The sequence below is a fragment of the Priestia sp. YIM B13551 genome (assembly GCF_042787905.1).
Taxonomy (GTDB): Bacteria; Bacillota; Bacilli; order Bacillales; family Bacillaceae_H; genus Priestia.
Map to the genome: position 1 here is coordinate 977,664 of NZ_JBHZOX010000001.1, position 26,214 is coordinate 1,003,877.

The following is a 26,214-nucleotide window of genomic DNA, read 5'->3' on the forward strand; positions in this document are numbered from 1 at the left end:
AAAATTGGACACTGTTCCAACTTTGTCTAACTTTGTCCAATCTTAAAGGAAACAATTATGTAAACTGAATTTAAGGTGCATAATAAGCGTGCGAGATGAAAATCGCATTGAATAATCAACAAGAAAGCTTTTATATAAATATGATATAATGCTGAAGGAATCGTCTTCATTTTGAAGAATACTAAAGCTCCTAAAGGAGGTTGGTTAAAGCAAAACAGGCTTTATAGAAGTTTTACCGTAAAGTTGGATGTAAATTAAACGATGAAAGATGAGGTGAAAACCTGGAAAACATCCAAAGTTTTTGTCATCTACACTTCGTGATGTCTAGATGACATATCGCCAGGTTACTGTTATGCACAATGCAATTCAACACATTACAAGTTTTCATGTATACGCAGCCATTATTATATTTATCATTACATATTTTTTGATTATGACCGAAAAGATCAATCGCGCTTCGGCAGCTCTTTTAGGTGCTATATTGATGATTTTGTTAGGTATTGTTGACTTTAATAAGGCCATTATGGAACACATTCAGTGGGAAACGATTGTCCTTCTTATGGGTATGATGATTTTAGTCGGCATTACAAACAAAACAGGCGTGTTTCAATACGCAGCCATCAAGTCTGCTAAAATCGCTAAAGGTGATCCTGTTCGAATTCTAGTTATTTTATCAATCTTAACAGGCGTCGGATCAGCATTTTTAGACAACGTAACAACCGTGTTATTAATTGTTCCCGTTACATTTTCCATCACTACTATTTTGAATATTAATCCTTTTCCCTTTCTTATATCAGAAGTGCTGTTTTCAAATATTGGAGGAACGGCAACTTTAATAGGCGACCCGCCTAATATTATGATTGGGGCAGCGAACCCTCACCTTGATTTTAATGCTTTTTTATTAAATTTAACTCCTGCAGTACTGATTATCGGTGTTGTTACGCTGGGGATTCTTGTTCTTATCTATCGTAAAAAGTTAAAAGTAGAAGATAGTAAAAAGCAAGAGCTAATGAGTTTAAATGAAAAAGATTATATTCAAGATTCCGTTTTAATGAAAAAATCGTTAACTGTATTAGTCTTAACGATTCTAGGTTTTACCCTGCATTCCGTTTTACATATTGATGCCGCTATGGTAGCTATTACAGGTGCAGCTGTATTATTGGTAATTGGATTAAGAACTCATGATGAAGTAGAAAGTGCGTTTGATTCTGTTGAATGGACAACCATTATTTTCTTTGCTGGTTTGTTTATTCTTGTCGGGGGATTAATCGATGTAGGCATCATTAAAAAGCTGGCTGCAGGCGCGTTAAACGTTACAGACGGCAATATCGCACTGTCAGCTTATCTCATTTTGTGGATTAGCGGAATTGCTTCAGCTGTTATTGACAACATTCCTTTTGTTGCTACAATGATTCCACTTATTCAAGATATGGCTCATGGAATGGGAATGAGCCCTGATTCTGCTCAAATCAGTGTACTATGGTGGTCACTGGCTCTAGGAGCATGTTTGGGAGGAAATGGTACGTTAATTGGAGCGTCTGCCAATGTAATTGTAGCTGGCATGGCTGTAAAAAAAGGACATAAATTTTCGTTTATGGATTTTTTGAAAATTGGAGCTCCAATCACGCTCGTATCTCTTTTAATTTCAACGTTATATATTTTCCTTCGCTATCTTTTATTTCTGTAAGGGAAGAAAAATTAAAATCTACGCGAACAGTAAAAAAGACTTCTCAGCTGAGAAGTCTTTTTTACTGTAAATACATGCCTCAAGCAGCCCAGACGAAGTTGATAATAAAAGCGGCGCTAATGATGTACATAATCCAGTGAATTTCCTTTGCCCTGCCGGCTAACAATTTAACGAATGTATAAGATAAAAACCCTAGCGCTAAGCCTTCGCCGATACTAAACGTTAACGGCATCAAAATGATGGTACAAAAAGCAGGCACAGCATCTGTTATCTCGTCTAAAGGAATGTTTTTGATTTCTGTTAACATGAGAGCTCCAACCATAATTAAAATAGGCGCTGTAGCAAAAGCAGGAATAATGCTAATTAATGGCGTAAATAAAATGCTCACTAAAAACAACATGGCAACGACCAGTGCTTTAAGGCCCGTTTTGCCTCCTTCTGCAATTCCCGCAGCATTTTCTACATACGCGTTCATTGCGGTAGATCCCATAGCAGCACTGGATACAGTCGCAAGAGAATCTGCCATAAGCGCTTTATCTAACCCTTTGATTTTTCCTTTTTCATCCATTAATCCAGCTTTTTTAGATAATCCAATCATCGATCCTAAATTATCAAATAGCTCCACAAGTGTAAATGAAAAAATAATAGAGAAAAGACCGTAATGAAGAGCAGATTTAATATCCATTTGTAAAAAAGTTTCCGATATGCTCGGCATTGAAAACGACACCACGCTGCTGATGCTTTTAGGTGCTTCTACTATGCCCAGCACCATCCCGGCAATTGATACTAGCAAAATGCTAATCAGGGCAGCTCCTTTAATTTTTCGAGCAGTTAATACAGTTACCGCGATAAAACCTAATAAAGCAAGTAATGGGCCCGGTTTTGTAAGCTGACCAAGGGCTACTAAATTTTCTTTGTTGCTTACAATAATTCCTGCTTGCTTAAAACCGATAAAAGCAATAAATAGACCGATTCCAACAGAAATAGCACTTTTTAAAACAGCGGGTATCCCTTCAATAATCTTCTTGCGTAAGCCTGTTATGGTTAAAATAAAAAATACAACCCCTGAAATAAATACGGCTCCTAAACCTGTTTGCCACGTTAACCCTTCACCCAATACCACTGTATACGTAAAAAAAGCGTTTAGCCCCATTCCTGGTGCTACTGCAATAGGCATGTTCGCCCATAATGCAAACAAAAGAGTTGCAAAGACAGTGGCAAAAATCGTCGCCGCAATTGCCGCTTCTTTTGGAATGCCTGCATCTGCTAAAATCGTCGGATTAACAAAGATAATATAGCTCATCGTCACAAAAGTAGTAATTCCAGCAAGAATTTCTGTTTTTACATCTGTTTTGCGTTCGGTTAAATGAAACAGCTTATCCAACCATGAAGGGTTAGGTGCTGATTTTTTTATTAGTTCCATATGCTGAGTTTCAACTTTTTCATTTATCGCCACTTGCTTTTCACTCCTTTAATTTTCGATTCAGCTTCTTTTAACTCGCTTTTACAACTCCTCTATAAAACAGTGTGTTTTTAACCATTTCCCCTCTCTTTTTTATGAAAATATCTATAAAAAGAGCCGTGAAAACAGAAGGGAATCCTTCTATCTTCACGGCTCTTTGCTTCTGTAAACAGAAGATAAGCATCCGTCTTTTACGTGTTTTGCACAACAAACGATTTCATCGAACGTTTTGCAATTTATATAGAGAAGTTATTTAAAGCAAATAACCGTACAAGAATTCTCTGTAACAGGATCATAGTCTCTAAATAAAGAAGTGACCTGGATATCAAATAAAAGCTCCACTTTTTGCTTTAGCATTTTTTTATATTTAGTCGACAAAGCGGCATCAAGAGACATCACTAATTCTCTATATTCTTCACTAAGTGCTTCTAGTGCCGGCATTCTTTTTGATTGAGCTAGTATAAGGATTTTATTATCAATAATATCTATTTTTTGAGTATTCACGCCTACATTAAAAATTTCTTGGCTAATTTGAGTATACAAAGTAGCTATCTTCTTTTTAGAGATCGGCTCCATATGCTTCACCTTTTTCATTGTTAAAAATATGTTTTTGCTATATTGTTTTCGCTTGATTATTGTCCTTTGACCAGCTGCCGACAAATTCAGGCTCATCATAGTCAAAGAAATTGGTTAAATTCTCATGGCGATTATCAATAAAAAGCTGATTGGCGACTTCTGAGACGAGCTTTGGTATCGCATATTTTAGCCCTGAAAGAGCGGATGCAGAAATTCCACAGCTAATTAAAGCGGAATAATTAAAAGCAAAAAGGCCATATACCATTTTTTGACCTTCCCTATTACGACTTAAAAAAGCAAAGCCGTTACTAAGGTAAGGATGGGCATCCAATACTGGGTTGGCAATTTCATGCGGTGCTTTGTAATGATCGTTCCAGCGGGCGATGTGTTTTTCAACAAGTTGCAATTCTGGACGCAGAGCCGGATCTGTTAGAAGTCCGGTGCTAATAATTAAATAGTCAAACGTAAACGTTCCCTGAGGAGTGGTTACAACTGCTTTGTCGTGTTTTTCCTCGACGTCGAGCCATGGGGCATGTACGTGCAAATGAAAACCTGGCCATGAGGAAGCGCGTCCAAATGTATCATTCGTAGGCGGCTGATTGTATTCGAAAAAATGAGCCATCACTTCATATTTTTCAGCATCTGATAGAGCATGGAAACGTTCAATCATTCCTGAAGCTTCCATTTGTCTGATTGGATTAATACGGGGAAGTTCTTTTCGTCGAACAAATACATGAGCTTCAGCAACCCCTTCAGAAAGCGCATAGTTGGCGTTATCAAACGCGGAAGCTCCTCCTCCTAAAACAGCTACTTTTTTGTTCTTCAACGTAGTAAAATCAATGGTTTGTGAAGTGTGAGAGTAAAGATGAGACGGCAATTTTTCAGAAATCATAGATGGAACATGCCATTCTCCTCCTCCTTGAATTCCTGTAGCTAGTATAACTTTACGTGCCATCAGTGTAGGACACACGGCTCCATTCCCTTCAATATGCAAGCGATGGATACCTGTTTCTGCAGGCTCAATTAACGTTAATTTTATTTCATTTGCCACAGGAAGGTTAAGAATGTTCCGGTACCAGCGCAAATAATTCATCCAGTCTCCTCTTGGGATTTTGTCAAGAGCTTCCCAGCCTTCTGAGCCGAATTGTGCTTCCCACCACGCTTGAAACGTAAGTGAAGGCATACCTAAATCGATAGACGTTAAGTTTTTGGGCGTTCTTAGCGTAATCATTCGCGCGTACGTTTCCCACGGACCTTCTAAACCCGAACGGTTTTCATCAATAACAAGAATATTCGACACGCGTTCTCGCAGCAAGCCAAAGGCCGTTCCTAAACCGCTTTGACCTCCTCCAATAATGATTGCATCGTATACGTGTCCGCTCTTAGGGATAATCGGCTGTACCTCTGTTGGTTTCCTGAAGGAAAGGTAAGAAAGATCGGTTTCTACTCTTTTATTTAAAGCTTCTAAGCTCATTGTTATCTCTCCTTTCAATAAAGTTTCTCCGTGATAAAAGTTTATTTTATACCTAACATAAAATGATAGGTTTTATAACATCATTTAATTTATATTTATATTATCACTTTTGGAATATGATTGTATCTCCATTCTCTCTAAAGTTTTTTTTGCAAATTGTATAAAATCACTAATATAATTTTTTATATCTTATGTATGGAAGCATATTTACATCGTTTAAAAGGAAAAAACCATTACAAAGTTTAAGGAAGAAAGCTTTTCTGACATAAATTTTAAGTTAAACATGTGCGAGTTTGTGACAGTTATTTGTTAATTACGCTCTACTACTTGACTATCGTATTCATCAAATCTATAGTCATAATTAGTAACTCAGCAAAGGGAGTCAACGTATGAGAAATTTATTTAAAATAACAGCTATATTTACAACGATTGTTATGTTTATTTTAATGATTGCCGGCAGTCTGGTCACAACCACAGGATCTGGATTAGGATGTGGAAACGAGTGGCCGCTGTGTAACGGGCAGTTAATACCCGAATACGCGGTAGCAACAATGATTGAATATACGCATCGTTTGATTACCGCATTTGCAGGTCTTCTCGTTTTAGCATTTTCTATTTGGGCTTGGATTCGTTACCGCAGAAACCGTGAAGTGAAAATTTTAGCGATTATGAGTATTGCATTTATCGTTATTGAGTCATTACTCGGGGCTTCTGCAGTTATTTGGCCTCAGTCAGCTGAAGCGCTAGCGCTTCATTTCGGTCTTTCGCTTATTGCGTTTACCGGCGTATTTTTACTTTCAATGTTTGTTATTCAAAAGGACCGTTCGGATCATTTTATTAAAGGAGCGGTTACAGGCAAATTTAAATGGCTCGCATGGTTTACGCTTCTGTTTACTTACTGCGATATTTATTTAGGGGCATATGTGCGTCACAAAGGTGCAAGCTTAGCATGTACAAGCTTTCCTGCTTGTTATGGCAATACGCTTATTCCAAAACTTTCAGGAACAACAGGTATTCATTTTGCCCACCGATTTGCTGCTCTTGTGCTGTTTGTTCTTATCATTTGGATTATGGTATCTGCCATCAAACAGTATAAAGAAACCCGCCGTGATATTTATTACGCGTCCATCATTGCGGTTGCTTTAACCATTGCTCAAATATTCAGCGGTATCTTTGTTGTCATATCTCGTTTAAATGTCTTTGCTACACTGTCTCACTCGGCATTTATTACAGCGTTATTCGCTACGCTTAGCTACATTTGTGTACAGACTTTAAAAGGTAAAAGACGATAAAACCAAAAAAACACGTGCAGTTCATAACTGCACGTGTTTTTTTTTGAGTTAAGCTAGTTCTATCCCGCCTGTAATCCCGTAAACTTGAGCTGTTACGTAGCTTGCATCCGTTGAAGCTAAAAATACGTATACATTTGCTAACTCTACCGGCTGACCAGCACGCTGCAAAGGTGTATCTTGTCCAAAGCCTGGAATAGCGTCGCTTGGCTGCCCTCCAGAAATTTGTAGCGGCGTCCAGATAGGTCCTGGAGCAACGGAGTTGACGCGAATACCTTTTGGAGCTAATTGCTTGGCTAGTCCGCGAGTGAATCCGTTAATGGCAAACTTTGTAGCTGCATAGTCTAATAAATTAGGACTTGGGCTATAGCCTTGTACAGAACTTGTTGTAATAATAGAAGCACCTGCCGGTAAATAAGGCAGCGCTGCTTTTACGGTCCAATATAAAGAGAATACATTTACTTCAAAGGTTTTGCGCAGTTGGTCCGTTTCTAAATCAGCAATATCTTCTACTGCCTGCTGTTTGCCAGCTACGAGCGCTAGAACATCTAAACCATCTAATTCTTTATAAGCTTTTTCTACTAGCTCTTTGCAAAAAGATTCTTCGCCTACATCACCAGGTATGAGAACGGCTTTTCTTCCTTCTGCTTCAATAAGCTTTTGTACTTCTTCTGCATCTGCTTGCTCTTGTGGCAAGTAATTAAGCGCAACGTCTGCACCTTCTCTTGCGTAAGCGATCGCTGCTGCCCGACCAATACCTGAATCTCCACCCGTCACAAGAGCTTTTCTGCCTTTTAATTTACCTGCACCTATGTAACTGTTTTCCCCGCAGTCCGGGATGACGTTCATTTCTTTCTGTACACCGGGCGGTTCTTGATACTGTTTTGGATAGTCTTCATGGAAATATTGAGTTAATGGATTATTTAGTTTTGACATATTCGTCACTCCTTTATAAATCAACCTTAACCAACTAAGGAAAAGTTTTCTATATACTTGTTCTTCCCGTCCTCTTCTTTAGTAAACATGTTTGATGTGCTCTATTATCCTCACTTTTCTTTCATTACCCTTCCCCTTCAATCAACAGCTAAAAACAGCTGCATACATGAAACCTACGTTCACCATCACAATAAAAAAATCCCAACGAGTCGAATTCTCTATTAAGAATTCGATTCCTCGTTCGGATCTTCTTTCAACTAAAATACATTTATCCCCCCTCTTTAAATAAATGGTGAGAGCTTTGTATTTTGCTGTGAACAATAAGCTTTCTTTCTCTTCTGTCCTGCTACTCTGTTAGTTCCACTTGTAAAGGCTTTGATTCTTCTTCAGCTTCTTTAGGAGTGCGAACGATTAACACATCACATTTGGCATAGCGTAAAATATGTTGAGATACGCTTCCGATTAAAATGCGCTCTACGGCGTTTAACCCCGTCGCACCGCATACAATTAAATCAACGTGCTTATCGGGAGCAATTTTTTTAGATATTTTTGTTTTAGGGGAGCCGTGTTCAATTAATGTCTCGACTTTCGTTACTCCAGCTTTGATGGCTAGGTTGCTATAGTTGGTCAAAAGTTCTTCAGCAAATTTCTCTGCATCTTGAAAGCGTGTATCCGTATAGAATGCATAAGGTGATGGACTTAACGCCTGTATGTCGATAACGTGACAAACTATCAAATGAGCGTTATTTTTTTTCGCACTGTTAACTGCTTTTTTGAATGCCCACTCTGCTTCTACAGAACCGTCTACTGCTACGAGGATGTTACGATAAGCCATATTCATCATAATCTCTCCTTTGTCTTTCGTTTATAAAGAACTTTCCTTGCTACACTTTTATTTTACTTCTTACGCAAACGAAAGTATGTGATTTTTATCACAAGGTAGAGAAATTAATAAAAATGGAGCCGTGTGTAGTGCACGGCTCCATTTTTATTGAACTTGAGAGTTAAAAGTCATTATCCAAATCGACCCTGCTACAATCGTAATAACAAAAACGATTCCAAGTATTAAAGCCATCACATTATAACGGGGCTTCTCTCCGTCTTTAATATGCATGAAGAAAAACAGTTGAATGAAAAATTGAAGCACGGCCATTCCTAGAATACTAGCTAGTAATATATTTTTAGCAAATACATGGTTTAATACGAGCATCAGAGGAATAACGGTTAAAATAATCGAGAAAATAAATCCTATTGTATAAGCTTTTAACGACCCATGGTTCTCCATCTACATCACCCCCATTAAATACACAACCGTGTAAAGGAAGATCCAGACAGCATCAAGAAAATGCCAGTATAAGCTGATAATCGTCACTTTTCGCTTTGTTACAGAGGTAATTCCGTATCGTTTTAATTGGATTGTAATTGAAATCATCCAAATGATGCCGACAGAAACGTGCAGCCCGTGCGTACTAACTAGCGTATAGAAAGCTGTAAAAAATGCGCTGGTGGAAATGGTTGCTCCTTCATGAACCATTGTTTGAAATTCATGAATTTCAAGGCCAACAAAGCACATACCTAAAAGCAGAGTTACGATTAGCCAGCCAATTAAAGGCTTTATTTTTCCCTTGTGCATGCTCAGCACAGCTAATCCGCTCGTAAAGCTGCTCGTTAATAAGATAAACGTTTCAGAAACAAATCCTGGAACTTCAAAAAATTCCTTTCCTGTAAGGCCACTCGCAGTATGATTAACAAGAACGGCATAGGTCGCAAATAATGCTCCAAATAAGATGCAGTCCGTTACGAGGAAAAGCCAAAAACCCATAACTGTGATTCCTTCATCATGTTCGTCATGATGTTCTTCGTGGTGCGCTGTCGCATAAGCCATGTCAGCCAACCCTCCCTACTGAATCTTCTGTATGCCGAATTTCGTCCACCGGAATATAATAGTCCGAGTTGTATTGAAAAGAACGAGCTAGTAAACAAGCTCCGACTCCTGTCAAACCTAATATCGCCATCCACACCCAGTGGAACGTTAAGCCAAAACCAGCAATGAACCAGAAAACCGCCATGATAAATGGAATACCTGAATTCTTAGGCATATGAATCGCAGAAAAAGCAGCTGTTTCCTTCGCTTTTTTCTTTTTTCTTTCTTCTTTTATTGCCCACCACGCATCTTGCCCCGTTACTGTTGGAATCACTGCAAAATTGTAGTGCGGCGGCGGTGAAGGAATGGACCATTCTAATGTACGTCCATTCCAAGGATCCCCTGTTACATCTCGTTCTCCGTACTTAATGCCATGAAGAATCTGCCATGCTTGAAAGATAAACCCTATGCCCATAAAGAAAGCTCCGACTGTAGAGATAACGTTCAGCGGTCCCCATCCCATGTCAAAGTCGTACGTATAAATACGGCGCGTCATTCCCATAAACCCTAATGCGTATTGAGGCATGAAGCATACATAAAAACCAATATTCCACGTCCAAAACGCCCATTTACCAAGACGGTCATTTAGATTAAAGCCAAACATTTTTGGCCACCAATAGTACAAACCTGCAAAAAAGCCGAATACAACGCCTCCAATTAACACTTGGTGAAAGTGTGCAACTAAAAAGTAGCTATTATGATACTGATAGTCTGCGGGAGCTGCTGAAAGCATAACACCCGTTGCTCCTCCCACAACAAAGCACGGGATAAAAGCAATTGTCCATAGCATTGGCTGCGTCATTTGAATACGGCCGCGGAACATCGTAAATAACCAGTTGAACACTTTAACACCCGTTGGAATTCCGATAGCCATCGTCGTAATAGCAAAAAACACATTCACATTAGCACCTGCACCCATCGTAAAGAAATGATGCACCCATGTGAAATACGATAGAATGCTAATAATCATCATTGAAAAAACCATAGACTTATAGCCAAATATCTTCTTTTGAGAAAACGTGGCAACGATTTCAGAAAAAATACCGAATGCAGGAAGTACAACAATATACACTTCAGGATGTCCCCACATCCAAATTAAGTTAATGTACATCATCGGATTTCCTCCGCCGGTCATAGTAAATAAGTGTCCGTCAAAGAAGCGGTCAATAAACAATAAAGCAAGCGTTACGGTTAATACAGGAAACGCAAAAATGATAATAATACAGCTTGCTAGAACGGACCACGTGAATAACGGCATATGCATAAGTTTCATGCCCGGCGCACGCATTTTTAAAATAGTCATAATAAAATTAATTCCGGAAGCCAAGCTGCCAATACCTGATATTTGAATACCCCAAATATAAAAATCTTGACCTGGTCCAGGACTGAACTGCATGCCAGAAAGCGGCGGATAACTCAACCATCCTGCATCTGGCGAGCCGCCGATTACGAACGACAAATTGAAAAGCATGGCGCCAAAGAAAAATAGCCAAAAGCTTACCGCGTTTAAAAAAGGATAGGCGACATCTCTTGCTCCAATTTGAAGCGGTACAACAATGTTAAAGAACGCAAACATAAGCGGCATTGCCATAAATAGAATCATAATGGTTCCGTGCGTAGTGAAAATTTCGTTGTAATGATTAGAATCTAGAAAATGCCACTGAGGGAATGCTAGTTGAATACGCATTAATAGTGCATCTATTCCGCCTCGAAACAGCATTAATAATGAAGAAAGCATATACATAATTCCAATTTTTTTATGATCCATCGTTGTGAGCCATTCACGCCATAGCCACTTCCATTTTTTAAGATACGTAAGAACAAAAATAATACCGGCTAGTGTTAACAAAATGGCGACATCTGCTCCATAAATCATCGGCTCCCCTGTCACAAAAAAACGAGATGAAAAATCTTTTAATTTGTCTAACAACTTATTTTCCTCCTTCCTGGTGCTCGTGCTGTGTATGTGTTTGTTCATCAGAAGCCACATTCATGGTCTTCATGTCTTCGTTTTTCATATGGTGATGCTGACTATAATATTGACCGCCGTTTTTAATGACAATTTCTTGGAATAAACCTTTAGGAATAGTAGAATACGATTTTTCCAAGGAAAGACCTTGTTTGGCAAGACTGTTATAATCAGCTTTTGTTAAAGCTGGTGCGGTTTCTTTCACTTGTTTTACCCACTGATTAAATTCTTTTGTCGATGTAGATTTAACTTTAAAATTCATATGAGCAAATCCTTTACCCGTAAAATTAGCGCCTGAACCAAAATATTCTCCCTTGTGATCAGCTTGCAGCCACAGTCCCATTGCCATTCCCGGCATGGTATATAATTGTCCTCCCAGCTCCGGTACCCAAAAAGAATTCATAGGTGCATCTGACGTTAGCACGAATTGAACGGGCACATCTTTTGGAATTTCAACATAGTTGACTGTCGCAATATCTTGATCCGGATATTGAAATAACCATTTCCAATCAAGAGACGTTACTTCAATCGTTAGTGGCTTTACATCTTTTTCCGGCGGATCCACTAAGTCATACGTTGTTCTGGCCGTAGCAAAACCTAAAATGCCAATAATAATAATAGGGATGACCCACCAAATAAATTCCAGACGCTTACTATCGTCCCAGTCTGGTCGATACGGAGCCTTGTTTCCAGGCTTATCACGGTAGCGTAAAACGATATATACAAGCAGGCCTAACACAGGAATAACAACAATTGCGCATAAAATTATGGAAAAAATAATTAACTGGTATTCTTTTTGGGCCACCGCCCCCTGCGGATTTAAAATCAAATAACGACTATCACAGCCTGCTAAAAAAATTGTGATGAATACGGAGAGAATCATTAACTTGCTAATATGCATTGATTTTTGCTTTCTCACCTAAGCTCAGGCTCCCTTCCTCTAAATCTCTGTACATAATAATGGTATATAAACGTTCATATTAGAGATGCATCTCAACAGATCAAAAGGCTAAAAACCTCCTAACATATTGAAGTTTGTCATGACATATTGCTTACTCCTAAAAAATTATCATGTTGTGTTGTTAAAGGGTGTGATATTTATCACACTTAAATCGGTTTTTATCTATTTTAAATACCTTTACCATAATTTCGTCACATATTTGGGTAAATGTAGGGGATAAAAGGTGCCTTGTGACTAGCCTAATAAAAGAAAAAACTCTTCCAGTTTTTATTAACTGAAAGAGTTTTTTATAAGTACTAGATGAAGTATTGAGCTTTAACACTTACTGATTTGCTTGTTTGACCTACTGAAACATCCAATCAATCATTTTCTGATTTTGATACGCGGGAACCCATGAAGCATGATCATACTTTAATTCTTTAGGATATTCCGTATATAGCGGATGCCCCCAGATTTTTTGTAAATTCATTGCACCGTTATTTATATTTACGATGAAACACTCCTCATAAAGAAAACTATATTTCTATTTTCAAAGAGACTTATCACTATAGCAATATCTTTTAAAAAAGCTATCCACTTTCTTCATAAAGATTACATATTAAAAACACCTAAGGATAGTTTAGGTGTTTTTGAAAGTTTTATATTCATCTTTCCTCTAATTAAAAGCTCAATGGTTATATGGCCTTCTTACTCTTTGAAGCCCCTTGTTTTTTTCTCCACATATTTTCCATTTGTTCAAGAGTTCTACCCTTTGTTTCAGGAATAAATTTCCAGACAAATAAAGCAGAAAGTACACTCATTAAACCGTAAAAACCATATGTTAATCCTCCGCTATATTCCATCATCACGGGATATGTAGAGGAAATAAAATAGTTAGCCGCCCACTGAGCAGCTACGGCAATAGCTACAGCACGACCTCTAATTTTATTAGGGAAAATCTCTGAAATGAGCACCCAACAAATTGGTCCCCATGACATCATAAAGGAAGCTGTATAAATAATGATAAATACAAGCGTCCCTATACCAATGATGTTTGAAAAAGCCATGCTTGCGACACCGAACATTCCAATGGCCATTCCGATAGACCCTGTTATTAATAAAGGTTTTCTTCCCAAACGATCAACCGTCAAAATTGCAATTACTGTAAAAATAACGTTTACTAATCCCATAATAATCGTTTGCAGCATAGAAGAATCTTTAGCTGCTCCCATGCTTTCAAAAATACGTGGAGCATAATATAGAGCTACATTTATTCCTACAAACTGTTGAAATACAGAAAGCAGTATCCCTACAACGATAACTAATTTTCCATATGCCAATAATTTTTCAGACGAAACATTGGTAGTGATTGTCTGTTTAATATCATCTAAAATCGATTTCGCTTCTGAAGGCCCATTAATTTTAGTTAGTATAGCTAAAGCTTTTTGATCTTGATTCTGTATAGCTAAGTAGCGAGGCGTTTCAGGAACTAAAAACAAGAGTGCTGCAAAGAGTAAAGCTGGAATAGCTCCTGAAGCAAACATGTATCTCCATCCTACATCATTAATCCATTCTAAGGTTTCCCCATTTGCAATACCCCAATTCACGAAGTAAACGACTAACATTCCAAAAATAATCATAAATTGATTGAACGATACCAATCTGCCGCGAATATCTGCCGGTGCAATTTCTCCTATATAGATGGGACAAATGGCTGATGCTAAGCCAACGCCAATCCCACCTATAATGCGGTAGAAGTTAAAAGCTAGTAACAAAGAGAGTGTCGGTTCACCTTTTGTAAAAAATAAAAACTCAGGATAAGAAGCGCCTAACGCTGAGACTATAAAAAGAATAGCTGCTAGTATAAGTGATTGTTTGCGTCCTAGTTTCGTCGCAAAATAACCAGATACCAATCCTCCAATAATACATCCTATTAAAGCACTTGATACAGTAACACCGTGTGCTAAAGATCCTAACCCTAAGCTGTCAATAAGATACACCTTTAAAGATTCTTCAGCTCCAGATATTACAGCTGTATCATATCCAAACAGTAACCCCCCGATAGCGGCAACTAAGGTAATAGAAAAAATATATAATGAGTTTCGATTTTGTTTCATGCGTTGTTAAAAGCAGTTAAGAGTAACAGTAGAAGTTCTATTTCTAACTGAGTTCGCACTTATTTGAATGCGCTTTCAAATTCTTGGAACACAAAAGAAATTTTCTTCGTCCATTCGATTAACTGCTCTTATCCTCCCCTCTAATGTACGTATTTTTCTATTGAATCAAATCTTACTACAGCATTTTCTATACTTCCTTTTGTGTCAGATATATCGATATACAACCATAATCAATTGATACAAGCTACTTTCATATGAAGCTCCTTTTTAAAGTAAGGTTGCATATTTTGCAATCTATTACTTCCTTTTAAATTCGCCTAGCTTTTTACTTAAGTCGTTTGTTTGAAGGTAGACTTCTTTATATAATTCATAAAGCTGTTTATAGACTTGTACATGTTCTGCGTTAGGATAATATGTTTTCGAAGAGGTAATAAATACGTTTGCACACTCTTCCAATGAGTTATACCAGCCACAGCCATAAGCTGCTAGCATGGCTGCTCCTAATGCTGGGCCTTGTTCAGTAGACAACTTTACGATTTTTGCATTAAAAACATCTGCTTGAATTTGAAGCCAATGATCATTTTTTGCTCCTCCGCCAATTGATACAATAGATGTAATTTCCTTTCCGCTTTCTCGAAAGATTTCAATTGATTCACTTAATGAAAACGTAATACCTTCAATAACTGCTCGCGTAAAGTCTCTCTTTTTATGAGAGGCGTCCATTCCTATAAAACTTCCGCGAATCGTAGCATCTGCATGCGGTGTACGCTCCCCAACTAAGTAAGGGGTAAATAAAAGGCCGTTTGAGCCGATCGGTACATTTTTTAGGTCAGCCAACAATTCTTCAAACGTGTCTTTTTCTGCGAAATTCTCCTTAAACCAGCTTAAACTGTGACCCGCAGATAGCGTAACGCCCATCGTATAAAAGGCATTTTCTTTTCCATGATTAAAATAATGGACTCTTCCATTAAAGTCTCTATCGTTTCGTTCCTCATAAGAAAGAACAACACCCGATGTCCCAATGCTACACAGTGTTTCTCCTGGCGATAAAATGCCGGCGCCAATTGCTCCGCAAGCATTATCAGCTCCACCTGCAAATACTTTTGTTGAAGTAGCTAATCCCGTTTTTTGAGAGAACGATTCACTAATATTGCCTATGCATTCACTAGATTCGACTAGTGGCGGACAAAGGTTAATATTGACTCCTACTAATTGGCAAAGCTCACCATCCCATTTTTTCTTGCTGATATTTAATAATAATGTACCGGCAGCATCTGAATATTCACTATGAATAAAGCCAGTCATCTTAAAACGCAAATAGTCTTTGGGCAACATAAATACAGCTGTTTTTTCAAATATCTCCGGTTCATACTCTTTTACCCACAATAACTTAGGAAGAGTAAATCCTTCTAAAGCCTGGTTTTTTGTTATTTCTAAAAGACGTTTTTCTCCAATCACTTTATAGAGATGATGACATTGTTCTGTTGTTCTTGTGTCATTCCACAAAATGGCATTACGTAATAGGTTATAGTTTTCATCCAACAGCACAAGGCCATGCATCTGTCCAGAATAACTAATTCCTTCTATATCTTCGGGTTTTATATTAGCGTTAGCAATTAATTCATTTAAAGCACTAGCCGTCTGCTGAACCCATTCTTCTGGATTCTGTTCGCTATACCCTGTTTTTTCATGAAGGAGAGGATAATTTTTAGAAACCACAGCGCAAATCTCGCCTTTTGTATCAACTAAAACCGTTTTTACGGCGCTTGTTCCTAGATCAATTCCAATTACATATTTCATCTTGATACCTCCGTGTTTATAAACGAGAGTAGAAATTGTTTCTACTCTCGTTTGTCCTTTAAACTTCCAAAATATATTGATTTAAAATAGCCTTTAATCGTTCTTGTCTTCCTGATTTATTCACAATATTCGGATTTTTAAACGCGTACTGCTCCAGTGTATGGAAGTTAGCTTTTCCTTCCACAATCTCAAGCCCAATTCCCTCTTTAAAACTGCTGTAGCGCTCGTTGATAACATTTTCGAAAACACGATCTTCTACTAATTTATGCGCTACTTTCAATCCTCGAGCAAACGCATCCATTCCTGCTACATGAGCATAAAGTAAATCGTCTTGTTCAAAAGAACCTCTGCGTACTTTGGCATCAAAGTTTAATCCTCCGCTGCCCAGCCCTCCATTTTGCAGGATTTCATACATTGCTAGCGTTGTAGAATATAAATCCGTTGGGAATTCATCTGTATCCCAGCCTAAAAGAGGGTCACCTTGGTTTGCATCCACTGATCCTAATAAGCCTTGTACTCTAGCTACTCGTAATTCGTGTTCAAATGTATGCCCAGCTAACGTTGCATGGTTAGCTTCTAGATTAAGTTTGAAGTATTTATCTAATCCGTATTGTCTTAAAAATGAAATAGTTGTTGCTGCATCGGTATCATACTGATGTGTCGTAGGCTCTTTAGGTTTAGGTTCAATTAAAAACTGTCCCGTATATCCAATTTCGGTTGCGTAATCTACAGCCATATACATAAATCTGGCTAAGTTATCTAACTCTAACTGTAAATTTGTGTTAAGCAGTGTTTCATATCCCTCACGGCCGCCCCAGAATACATAATTTTCTGCACCTAGTTCTTTTGCTGTTTCAAGCCCCTTTTTTACTTGAGCCGCCGCATAAGCAAATACATCTGCATTACAAGAAGTAGCTGCACCATGAACGAACCGGGGATTTGTAAACATATTCGCTGTGTTCCATAATAACTTTACGTTACTTGTTTGCATGTATTCTTTGATCATAGTGACGATAACATCAAGATTTTTATTTGTTTCTTGCAACGTACTGCCCTCAGGAGCAACGTCTCGATCATGAAATGCGAAGAATGGAACATTTAATGTTTCAAAAAGTTGAAAAGCTGCCTCAACTCTCGCTTTTGCTAAATCCATTCCATCATATCTATCCCAAGATCTTTGCATAGTAGCTGCACCAAAAGGATCCGTCCCATCTGCTGTAAACGTGTGCCAGTAAGCAACAGAAAAACGCAGCTGATCTTTCATCGTTTTACCGCCTACTACTTCGTCAGGGTTATAGTATTTAAAAGCTAAAGGATTTTTAGAATCTTTACCTTCGTATAAAACTTTGTTTGCGCTTTCAAAATAATTAATTTTATTAGTACTAGTTTGGACCATTTGTCATTTCCCCCTTTGATTTAAGTGAACAAGTTTATCCAATAACTATCTTAATTCGGTTAGTTTGTTTATCCAATAAACTAACTTTATTTCATCATATACAAAATAAATGTTTATTTCAATGTTTTTTTTAGAAAATTTAGTTATAATATTAGGTAAGATACTTTTAAATATCTAATTAAAGCTTCATAAAACGCCAACTTAGTTCGATAGATAAACAAAGGAGTGGTTATTATTCAAATTGCAGATCAAGCTTTAGTAAAAAAAATGAATCAAAAATTAATATTAGATGAAATTTTAAAGAACTCCCCTATCTCCAGGGCAACTCTCTCTGAGATTACAGGATTAAACAAGTCTACTGTCTCCTCTCAAGTAAATACACTGCTTGAAAAAGATTTTATTTTTGAAATTGGGGCAGGGCAATCTAGAGGCGGCAGAAGACCTGTAATGCTTGTTTTTAATAAGAATGCAGGCTACTCGATCGGTATCGATATAGGAGTCGACTATCTTAACGGAATTCTAACCGACTTAGAAGGAAATATTATTCTTGAGAAGACTTCTGACTTGTCTAGTTCTTCCGCTAGTGAAGTAAAAGAGATTTTATTTGCACTTATTCATGGTTTTGTAACCCATATGCCTGAGTCCCCTTATGGTCTAGTGGGAATAGGAATTTGTGTTCCAGGTCTTGTAGATCGTCATCAGCAAATTATTTTTATGCCTAACTTAAATTGGAATATCAAAGATTTGCAGTTTTTAATTGAAAGTGAGTTTAATGTTCCGGTTTTTGTTGAAAATGAAGCTAATGCAGGAGCATACGGTGAAAAAGTATTTGGTATGACAAAAAACTATGAAAACATCGTTTACATCAGTATTAATGTCGGAATTGGAACTGGACTTGTTATTAACAACGAATTGTATAAAGGTGTTCAGGGTTTTTCTGGGGAAATGGGTCATATGACGATAGATTTTAATGGCCCCAAATGTAGCTGTGGAAATCGAGGCTGTTGGGAATTATATGCTTCTGAAAAAGCGTTACTGGCTTCGCTCTCTAAAGAAGAAAAGAATATTTCTCGAAAAGAGATTGTGGAACGCGCAAATAAAAATGATGTAGAAATGTTAAATGCACTTCAAAACTTTGGCTTTTATATCGGAATTGGATTAACTAATATTCTTAATACATTTGATGTAGAAGCTGTTATCTTGAGAAATCATATAATTGAATCTCATCCCATTGTTTTAAATACGATTAAAAACGAAGTTTCTTCTAGAGTCCATTCTCATTTAGACAATAAATGTGAATTATTGCCTTCTTCGTTAGGAAAAAATGCACCTGCGTTAGGAGCGGTTTCTATCGTTATTGATTCTTTTTTAAGTGTTACCCCTATAAGTTAGTTAAGTGTTACCCCTATAAGTTAGTTAAGTGAACGCAAAGGTTAGCAAACTATATCACGTTTGATCTTAAGAATGAAGCAGCTATTTTCGATTAATTGATTTTCTATAAAAGGGAAAGAATTACCCTCTTCTAATAAGAGTGTTATGTCTGTCTCCACCACCTTTTTCATCCCATGCAGCCAGTCACCTATCATAACGGCAACTGGCTGTTTATATGTTATTGGCAACCTGCTTTTTTCTAAATTACGGAGAGTCTTGCCTTTTAGGTTAGTTTACCTGCTTTTCAAATTATGAAGCATGTCTTGTCAGAGTAGTTATGACTTCCTTATATTCCTCTAACTCTTTGGTCTGTGCGAGAGTATTGATTTTCTCTAGCGATAAAAGAGAGCTCTGAATAATAAATGTGCGAGGCTCCGTATCATTTTGCAGTAATTCATCAGATATAAACGTCACAAATTCCAGACCCTTCTTTTGTTCCTCTTCATTTATTAGTTTATTTTCAATCACCCGTTTTAACTTCGCGGTTACGCGCGTAAGCTCAGTCGAAAAATGACTTTCTGTTTTCTCATTAAATACCGCAGAGTAAACGGAAGGATTAAATAACTGTTCTTTTTGTTCTGCTACTTCGATTACGATTTCCTCTATACGCTTCATACAATAACGGACAATTTGTTCAATAGGCAATGGATAGTTTAGTGCTTTATTCATTTTAAATATATTGTTAAGCATTCCTTCTAGCAGCACAGCTCCATCAAATAAATAAGGAGAAGTCTTAGAGGGGAAAATCTCCTGAAAGCGTTCATATATCCAGTTGAATGTTGCTGCTTTTAACTCCTCTATATATTGAAATGTTTTGACCTCATTTAAAACGAGTGTACTTTCAATCATTTCAGGAATTTTGTTTTGCTCTGCAAAGCTCAGCATAAAAATTATCTGCTCTTCAAATAGCTTCTGATTATCTCCTTTATATTTAATGGCTACTTTTTCTCTTTGTAGAATAAGTGATTCTTGCAAAGACGAAAGTAATGAGAGAAGCAGTTCGCTTTTAGATGAAAAATATTTATAAAATGTTCCTTTTGAAATACCGCTTCTTTCTAATATATCTTGTACCGAAGTGTCTACGTATCCTTTTTCCATAAAAAGCTGGTGCGTATGCCCTAAAATATCGAGCTGTTTTTGATTCATTGCTGCTACTCCTCTGTTTACAATTTACTTTTTATTTAGTATAACTTATCTGCCTTTTCTTACGTGAACTTTATCCTTTTTCCTTGATAAATAAATAAAAATAATTATATACTATTAGTACACTTTTATACACTAAGTATAAAAGTGTACTAATAGTATAGGTAATTCAACAAAGTAATTATTGATCTAGCAAGTGACAACTACTAAGCGCTATGTAGCTAGTAGATTCCAAATTTATACCTATTCTGAAGGAGGAATAAGATCATATGAACAAAGAAGTCATTCCCGTTACAGAAATTCCAAAATTCCAATCACGTGCAGAAGAGTTTTTCCCTATCCAATGGTATAAAGAAATGCTGAACAACCACCCTGTTTATTTTCATGAAGAAACAAACACCTGGAATGTATTCCAATACGACCATGTTAAACAAGTCTTGAGCAACTACGAATTTTTTTCAAGCGATGGACAAAGAACCACTATTTTTGTTGGAGATAATAGTAAGAAAAAAAGCACATCTCCAATTACCAATCTTACAAACTTAGATCCTCCTGACCACCGGAAAGCGCGATCTTTGCTTGCTGCAGCCTTTACTCCTCGCAGTTTAAAGAACTGGGAACCGCGAATCAAACAAATTGCAGCAGAGCTTGTAGAAGCGATACAAAAGAATTTAACTATTGATATTGTTGACGATTTATCTTCTCCTTTTCCTAGTTTAGTTATAGCAGATCTATTTGGCGTACCGGTAAAAGACCGATATCAGTTCAAAAAATGGGTAGATATTCTGTTTCAGCCTTATGACCAAGAAAGATTAGAAAAGATTGAACAAGAAAAGCAACGTGCAGGAGCTGAATATTTTCAATACCTCTACCCGATTGTCATTGAAAAGCGCTCCAACCTTTCTGATGATATTATCTCAGACTTAATTCAAGCCGAAGTTGATGGTGAAACATTCACAGATGAAGAAATTGTACACGCTACCATGCTGCTTTTAGGTGCAGGCGTTGAAACCACAAGTCACGCTATTGCAAATATGTTTTATTCTTTTTTATATGACGACGAGTCGTTATACAGCGAGCTGAGAAACAATAGAGAATTAGCTCCAAAAGCAGTAGAAGAAATGCTTCGATATCGGTTTCACATCTCCAGACGAGATCGGACGGTTAAACAAGATAACGATTTATTAGGCGTTAAGCTAAAAAAAGGAGATGTGGTTATTGCGTGGATGAGTGCATGTAATATGGATGAAAATATGTTTAAAACCCCTTTTTCTGTAGATATTCACCGTCCAACTAATAAAAAGCACTTAACATTCGGAAACGGACCTCATTTTTGTTTAGGCGCCCCTCTTGCTAGACTTGAAATGACAATCATATTAGAAGCATTTTTAGAGGCCTTTTCTCACATCGAACCATTTGAAGATTTTGAATTAGAGTCGCATTTAACAGCTTCAGCTACGGGGCAATCTTTAACATATTTGCCGATGACGGTGTACAGATAAAGTCTATGTGCATGCCAAAGTAGAGAAACGTGAAAGAGGTTTATCTTCTCTCATGTTTCTCTTTTCTTTTATTATCTCGTTTAATTATTTATGTACCAAGTTTAGGAGGCCTTTAATATGATTTAAAGCTGACAGTATCGAAATTTAAGTGACGATGAGCCGGTTAACGAAATATCAGCTATTGTCTTCTCTGCCTTAATACATCTTCTATAAAATGCTGATACAAATAATTAATAAGAGCAGTCGCAGTCGAGATGATAAAAAGTTGAAAACGCGTCATGTTGACCATTTTGTATACCTTTAGTTTTTCTGCCAGACTCGTCAAAGGATAAGCAAATAGATAATCAAATAGAACGTTAATCAGCAAATATTTTTTGAAATTTCCATAGGTCAGCTTGAATACCCAAAAATTAGCTACAAAAAATGGTCCAAAGATAAAAGAAATGTCGCTTGAAAGTTTAGGAAAAAGAGGTTTTCTCACTTTCCACCAAGTAAAGCTTTTAGATAACTCACTGATAAAGGCAATAACCAATGAACTAAACGTCAAAACAGGTAGGTATCTTTTAAAGACAAATTTATCAACTTTTACTATAGACAGCCAAGGCAATAAAAGTACTGCCAAAAGCGTTAATTTTCCTTTCATTATGTACCCAACTCCTGTCGTTACGAAAATGTAAGCTAGATCATATCCTCTTTAGTTTGTGTAATAGGCTCTTTTTTATGTGCTTATTACACTGCGTTAGTTCTTTTATTCACCTTTTATTAAAAAATTTTTTCCTTTCTTTATTTTAATCCTGTACTTTTTGGCTTTTAGGAAATTATTGATTCTCATATTCTGCATGTGCATGGAGAAAATACGGAGGTGAATGTTTAAAAGGAGGAAATAAAAATGACTACAGTACGTGAAGTTATGACTAAAGATGTGAAAGCTTGTGCACCGCACGACCCAGTAACAGCAGCTGCAAAATTAATGCGTGATATTAATTGTGGTTCTGTGCCGGTGTGTCAAGAAAATCGAGTAATGGGAATGATCACAGACCGTGATATCGTATTAAACTGCGTGGCGGATGGAAAAGATTGCAACACTGTGCATTGCCATGATTGTATGACCAAAGATGTAATTACGTGTTCTCCGGATACGGATATTCACGAGTGTGCACGTATGATGGCTGACCATCAAATTCGCCGCATTATTGTAGTGGAGAATAATAATATGGTTGGAATCTGTGCAATCGGCGACCTTGCGACGGTTAACGTATATGTTGATGAAGCCGGTGCAGCATTAAGCGAAATTTCTAATCAAGTTCATTAAAACTTTTCAGCATATAAATCCTTAATGCTTGTACAAAATAACCCTGTCTGCAAGGAGGTGCTAACATGCCAAATTTAAACGATAACAAATTTAAAAAGATTCAGTCTGAGAGTCAAAAGCAAGGAAAGTCTCAAGAAGAATATGCAGCTGAGCTTGACGCTAATCGTGCAAAAAGCCAAAAGAAAAAGTAACAATAAAAAAGGATTACAATTGGCAGAGGCTCGTTTGTAATCCTTTTTATCATCCCGTTTTGTTACAGGCTGCGATCAGTTATAAATGTATAGTGAGTATATGCTTCATACTTTTCACCGGGCTTTAATACACAAGAAGGAAAATGCTTATGATGAATAGCGTCCGGTAAACCTTGTGTTTCTAGGCAAACACCGAGGTATTTCTCTGAGTGAACTCCTCTAATTTCAAATTCTTCGTCTAGATGATTTCCCGTATAGAGAACAACTGAAGGCTGATCCGTTTTGACTTCTATTTTGCGGCCGCTTGCAGGATCAAATAATGACATCTGATTTTTAGCTTCTGCTTCTAAAAGAAATGGATGATCGTACCCTTTACCCACTAATATGTTTTGCGGATGTGTGGATTCCACACCTTCCTTGAGACTATGTCCTTCTCTAAAATCAAATGGGGTACCTGTGACATTTAGCGTTTCTCCAGTAGGTAAAAGATCATCATTCAGCTCTAAGAATTCGTTACTTTTCAGCTTCAAAACATGATCCAAGACCGTTTCTTTTAGATTTCCGCTTAAATTGAAATACGTATGATTTGTTAAATTGATAAGAGTGTCTTGATCTGTTGTTCCTTCATAAGAAATATGAAACTCATTTTTATTCGTTAATGTATACGTAACTTTCACTTCAAGGTTGCCGGGATACCCTTCTTCTCCGTCTTTACTTACATATGTAAATTCAACACCTACATGGTCACTTGCTTCAATTATTTTGGCATTCCATATCTTATGGCTGAATCCTTCTTTTCCGCCATGCAAATGATTGTTTCCTTCATTTTTCTCTAGACGATAGGTTTCATTATTAAGCTCAAACGATGCTCCACCTATACGCCCTGCTACGCGTCCGACCACAGCTCCGAAATAAGGAGAATACTTTTGGTATTCTTCTATTGAATCAAATCCCAATACAACACTTTCAATCTTCCCTTCAGAATCCGGCATTTCAATATTTGATATCACACATCCATAGTCAAGGCAGGTGATTTTAAGCCCTTCATCATTTAATAAGGTATAAGCATGTACAGCTTGATTGTTTAGTTCGCCAAATTTCTCTGAGTTCACTTTCACTTTTAATCAGTCCAATCCTCTTTTTATTCGTAAATTGCTTAACGGACCCTACATGTTATAAACATCGGATATGTTGTTATAGTTCCCTCTGCAATACTTCCTGAATCTTCATTATTCTCATTTTATTGTAATCGTGTACATTTCTTAATTCAAGCTTGAATGATAAAGGCTGGCCACTGTGTGTCATTGCTATTTCTTTAGTATTCCTAAGTATTCTTCCCAAGGTCCTACATCTTCTCTATATCGTTCTGCCATTACTCGAACAATTTGCGCAATATGGGTTAAATCATGAGCAACCCAAGTCGAGAGCAACTCTCTGACTTTTACTTCCCCAAACGCCGGGTGTTCTCCTCTCACTTCAAGGTGCTTTTCATGCTTAACTAGCAGCTTTAGTTGATGTAAATTCTGTATTCTTATCTTTTTGAATTCAAGAAGCTTCTCTTCAATAGAACTAGCAGATTCCTTGTTTAAATGGGCATAGCGGTCAAACGGAGGAAAAGCTCCCTCTTTTCCTTTTTGAAGGATAAATTCTAGCCTTGGTATCCAATTGTTTTTTTCTGCTTCTATTAAATGTTCTATGACTTCGGAGGTATTCCACGTTCCTTCTCCTTCATTGCATTGCAGCCACCCTGCAGATAGACCAGACAAAAGTTTTTCAAGTGTTTGTGGCGTATGCTCAAGTATTTCAAACGCTTCTTTTAAATTAAAATTCATATCAATTCCCCTTTCTCAACGTAATGATGCTGAGCTATCAGTTATGTAAATCCTTTAGAGATTATAGTCAATTTTACCATAATTCGCTTCTATTAAAGGAGCCAACTATTTTTCTAATTCCTTTTATGATGACTAAAACAAAACAAGAACACACGTTTGGTTTTTCTCTAGAAATATGATAAAATATATATAGACTAAAACGCAGTGAGTATCAGTCTGAATAGGCACTGCTCATTCGTAAAATAGATTGCTAGCAACTTTTTCATCTTGAGCTTTTCGTGTGAATTGGAGTGAGACAACAGTGAGTAAAAATCAAAAGCGATGGACAAAAGAAGAAGATAGATTTCTTATCCAACACTATGGTGCTATGACGCTTCAAGAGATGGGTAAGCATTTACATAGAAGCAAGGAATCGGTTAATAAACGACTTACTCGATTAAATCTTCGTGCTTCGGATACAGCTTTACGTAAAAAATGGACGCTTGAACAAGATGCTTTTTTGCAGGAGAACATTGATATCATGAATAACCGTGAAATGGCACATTCCTTAGGCAGAAGTCCTTCTTCTATTGCTACGCGCATAAAAGTTTTGGGACTAACACGAAAAACGGCGATGCGAAGATGGACGCTGCAAGAAGACGAATATTTGCTAAGGTATTACGGGGTAAAACCTCTTTCACACATATCAGCTAAATTACAGCGAAGTGTGCAAGCGCTAGAATCGAGGTTGAACCGTTTAGAAGTGTATGGAGCCAAAGCACACGTAGGACATATTACAGCGTGTGAACTAGCAGCCTGCCTTGAAGTAGATGTTCATACAATTTACAAGTGGATTCATAAAGAGAATCTACCGTACAAAATGATCATCGCCAAGACCAGAACATTTATGGGAATTGACATTCAATCTTTTTGGAAGTGGGCTGAACAAAATAAATCGTGCCTTAACTTTTTTAAAATACCTAAAAATACGCTTATTCCAGAACCAGCGTGGGTGAATGGACAAAGAAAACTAGACTATGTAAAGCGCCCTAAATACGAGCATAAAAAGTGGACAGCAGAAGAAGATGCCAGATTGTGGCGTATGTTTTATCAGGAAAAGCGCAATCAGCGAGAAATTGGGCAGCTGCTCGGGCGTTCGAGAAATAGCGTGCAGCGACGCTTAGAGCGTTTACGTAAAAAGAAACTAGTTAGTTAAACGATAAAAAGCTTGGAATAAGCTATGCTTACTCCAAG

General features: G+C 37.3%; 24 protein-coding genes. 7 read left to right on the plus strand and 17 right to left on the minus strand.

The features are described 5' to 3' along the window. The first annotated feature begins 352 nt into the window (after positions 1-352). A complete protein-coding gene (locus tag ACFX4N_RS05055; protein ID WP_057274839.1) occupies positions 353-1,687 on the plus strand; it encodes an ArsB/NhaD family transporter in 1,335 nt (444 codons plus the stop codon). A gap of 79 nt (positions 1,688-1,766) precedes the next feature. Here the strand turns inward: ACFX4N_RS05055 and ACFX4N_RS05060 are convergent, their stop codons facing one another. From ACFX4N_RS05060 to ACFX4N_RS05070, 3 genes are all read right to left on the minus strand, one after another. Then, the gene (locus ACFX4N_RS05060) at positions 1,767-3,143 is read right to left on the minus strand and encodes an NCS2 family permease (RefSeq protein WP_192100702.1); all 1,377 of its coding nucleotides are present in this window, start codon (positions 3,141-3,143) and stop codon (positions 1,767-1,769) included. A 255-nt stretch (positions 3,144-3,398) separates the two neighbouring features. Continuing rightward, a complete protein-coding gene (locus ACFX4N_RS05065) occupies positions 3,399-3,725 on the minus strand; it encodes a Na-translocating system protein MpsC family protein (RefSeq protein ID WP_013056580.1) in 327 nt (108 codons plus the stop codon). 37 nt (positions 3,726-3,762) lie between these two features. After that, complete coding sequence (locus ACFX4N_RS05070; RefSeq protein ID WP_057274837.1) at positions 3,763-5,199, minus strand: NAD(P)-binding domain-containing protein; 1,437 nt, start codon at positions 5,197-5,199, stop codon at positions 3,763-3,765. 389 nt (positions 5,200-5,588) lie between these two features. Between ACFX4N_RS05070 and ACFX4N_RS05075 the strand changes: the two genes are divergently transcribed. Next, on the plus strand, positions 5,589-6,491 hold the full coding sequence (locus tag ACFX4N_RS05075) for a COX15/CtaA family protein (protein WP_057274836.1): 903 nt from the start codon (positions 5,589-5,591) through the stop codon (positions 6,489-6,491). Positions 6,492-6,539: 48 nt separating this feature from the next. Here ACFX4N_RS05075 and ACFX4N_RS05080 read toward each other — a convergent pair whose 3' ends face one another. The 10 genes from ACFX4N_RS05080 to xylA form a co-directional block, all read right to left on the minus strand. Next, positions 6,540-7,424 (minus strand): SDR family oxidoreductase, encoded by an 885-nt coding sequence (locus tag ACFX4N_RS05080; RefSeq protein ID WP_013056577.1) that lies wholly within the window; start codon positions 7,422-7,424, stop codon positions 6,540-6,542. Positions 7,425-7,770: 346 nt separating this feature from the next. Continuing rightward, complete coding sequence (locus tag ACFX4N_RS05085; protein ID WP_053487177.1) at positions 7,771-8,265, minus strand: universal stress protein; 495 nt, start codon at positions 8,263-8,265, stop codon at positions 7,771-7,773. 147 nt (positions 8,266-8,412) lie between these two features. Then, positions 8,413-8,709 (minus strand): cytochrome o ubiquinol oxidase subunit IV, encoded by a 297-nt coding sequence (cyoD, locus tag ACFX4N_RS05090; RefSeq protein WP_013056574.1) that lies wholly within the window; start codon positions 8,707-8,709, stop codon positions 8,413-8,415. Next, positions 8,710-9,309, minus strand: coding sequence for a cytochrome o ubiquinol oxidase subunit III (cyoC, locus tag ACFX4N_RS05095; RefSeq protein WP_053487176.1), 600 nt, complete (start codon positions 9,307-9,309; stop codon positions 8,710-8,712). It lies immediately after the preceding gene. A 1-nt stretch (position 9,310) separates the two neighbouring features. Then, complete coding sequence (qoxB, locus tag ACFX4N_RS05100) at positions 9,311-11,278, minus strand: cytochrome aa3 quinol oxidase subunit I (protein ID WP_377260934.1); 1,968 nt, start codon at positions 11,276-11,278, stop codon at positions 9,311-9,313. Between the two features lies 1 nt (position 11,279). Continuing rightward, entirely contained in the window at positions 11,280-12,218 is a 939-nt protein-coding gene (locus tag ACFX4N_RS05105; protein WP_057274946.1) for a ubiquinol oxidase subunit II, read from the minus strand. A gap of 403 nt (positions 12,219-12,621) precedes the next feature. After that, the gene (locus ACFX4N_RS05110; protein ID WP_257128659.1) at positions 12,622-12,747 is read right to left on the minus strand and encodes a hypothetical protein; all 126 of its coding nucleotides are present in this window, start codon (positions 12,745-12,747) and stop codon (positions 12,622-12,624) included. Between the two features lie 205 nt (positions 12,748-12,952). Next, entirely contained in the window at positions 12,953-14,374 is a 1,422-nt protein-coding gene (xylE, locus tag ACFX4N_RS05115; protein ID WP_013056570.1) for a D-xylose transporter XylE, read from the minus strand. 297 nt (positions 14,375-14,671) lie between these two features. Beyond that, positions 14,672-16,174: a xylulokinase gene (gene xylB, locus ACFX4N_RS05120; protein WP_013056569.1), complete on the minus strand. Its 1,503-nt coding sequence runs from the start codon at positions 16,172-16,174 to the stop codon at positions 14,672-14,674. Between the two features lie 58 nt (positions 16,175-16,232). Continuing rightward, the gene (gene xylA / locus ACFX4N_RS05125; RefSeq protein WP_013056568.1) at positions 16,233-17,570 is read right to left on the minus strand and encodes a xylose isomerase; all 1,338 of its coding nucleotides are present in this window, start codon (positions 17,568-17,570) and stop codon (positions 16,233-16,235) included. Positions 17,571-17,804: 234 nt separating this feature from the next. Here xylA and xylR point away from each other — a divergent pair, with 234 nt between their 5' ends. Then, positions 17,805-18,962, plus strand: coding sequence for a transcriptional repressor XylR (xylR, locus tag ACFX4N_RS05130; RefSeq protein ID WP_028408895.1), 1,158 nt, complete (start codon positions 17,805-17,807; stop codon positions 18,960-18,962). 288 nt (positions 18,963-19,250) lie between these two features. On the opposite strand, the gene ACFX4N_RS05135 is transcribed toward xylR, so the two are convergent. Then, the gene (locus ACFX4N_RS05135) at positions 19,251-20,147 is read right to left on the minus strand and encodes a TetR/AcrR family transcriptional regulator (protein ID WP_013056566.1); all 897 of its coding nucleotides are present in this window, start codon (positions 20,145-20,147) and stop codon (positions 19,251-19,253) included. 266 nt (positions 20,148-20,413) lie between these two features. Between ACFX4N_RS05135 and ACFX4N_RS05140 the strand changes: the two genes are divergently transcribed. Next, positions 20,414-21,646 carry a cytochrome P450 gene (locus ACFX4N_RS05140; RefSeq protein ID WP_029321191.1) on the plus strand — a complete coding sequence of 411 codons (1,233 nt, stop codon included), beginning with the start codon at positions 20,414-20,416 and terminating at the stop codon, positions 21,644-21,646. A 178-nt stretch (positions 21,647-21,824) separates the two neighbouring features. Here ACFX4N_RS05140 and ACFX4N_RS05145 read toward each other — a convergent pair whose 3' ends face one another. Beyond that, the gene (locus ACFX4N_RS05145; protein WP_013056564.1) at positions 21,825-22,289 is read right to left on the minus strand and encodes a hypothetical protein; all 465 of its coding nucleotides are present in this window, start codon (positions 22,287-22,289) and stop codon (positions 21,825-21,827) included. A 246-nt stretch (positions 22,290-22,535) separates the two neighbouring features. Between ACFX4N_RS05145 and ACFX4N_RS05150 the strand changes: the two genes are divergently transcribed. Continuing rightward, the gene (locus ACFX4N_RS05150) at positions 22,536-22,958 is read left to right on the plus strand and encodes a CBS domain-containing protein (RefSeq protein ID WP_013056563.1); all 423 of its coding nucleotides are present in this window, start codon (positions 22,536-22,538) and stop codon (positions 22,956-22,958) included. Positions 22,959-23,023: 65 nt separating this feature from the next. Further along, complete coding sequence (locus ACFX4N_RS05155) at positions 23,024-23,149, plus strand: hypothetical protein (protein WP_013056562.1); 126 nt, start codon at positions 23,024-23,026, stop codon at positions 23,147-23,149. 62 nt (positions 23,150-23,211) lie between these two features. Here the strand turns inward: ACFX4N_RS05155 and ACFX4N_RS05160 are convergent, their stop codons facing one another. Further along, positions 23,212-24,267 carry an aldose epimerase family protein gene (locus ACFX4N_RS05160; protein WP_013056561.1) on the minus strand — a complete coding sequence of 352 codons (1,056 nt, stop codon included), beginning with the start codon at positions 24,265-24,267 and terminating at the stop codon, positions 23,212-23,214. Positions 24,268-24,456: 189 nt separating this feature from the next. Further along, positions 24,457-24,981: a DinB family protein gene (locus tag ACFX4N_RS05165; protein ID WP_013056560.1), complete on the minus strand. Its 525-nt coding sequence runs from the start codon at positions 24,979-24,981 to the stop codon at positions 24,457-24,459. Between the two features lie 301 nt (positions 24,982-25,282). Between ACFX4N_RS05165 and ACFX4N_RS05170 the strand changes: the two genes are divergently transcribed. Beyond that, a complete protein-coding gene (locus ACFX4N_RS05170) occupies positions 25,283-26,176 on the plus strand; it encodes a hypothetical protein (RefSeq protein ID WP_057274833.1) in 894 nt (297 codons plus the stop codon). Positions 26,177-26,214: the final 38 nt, after the last annotated feature.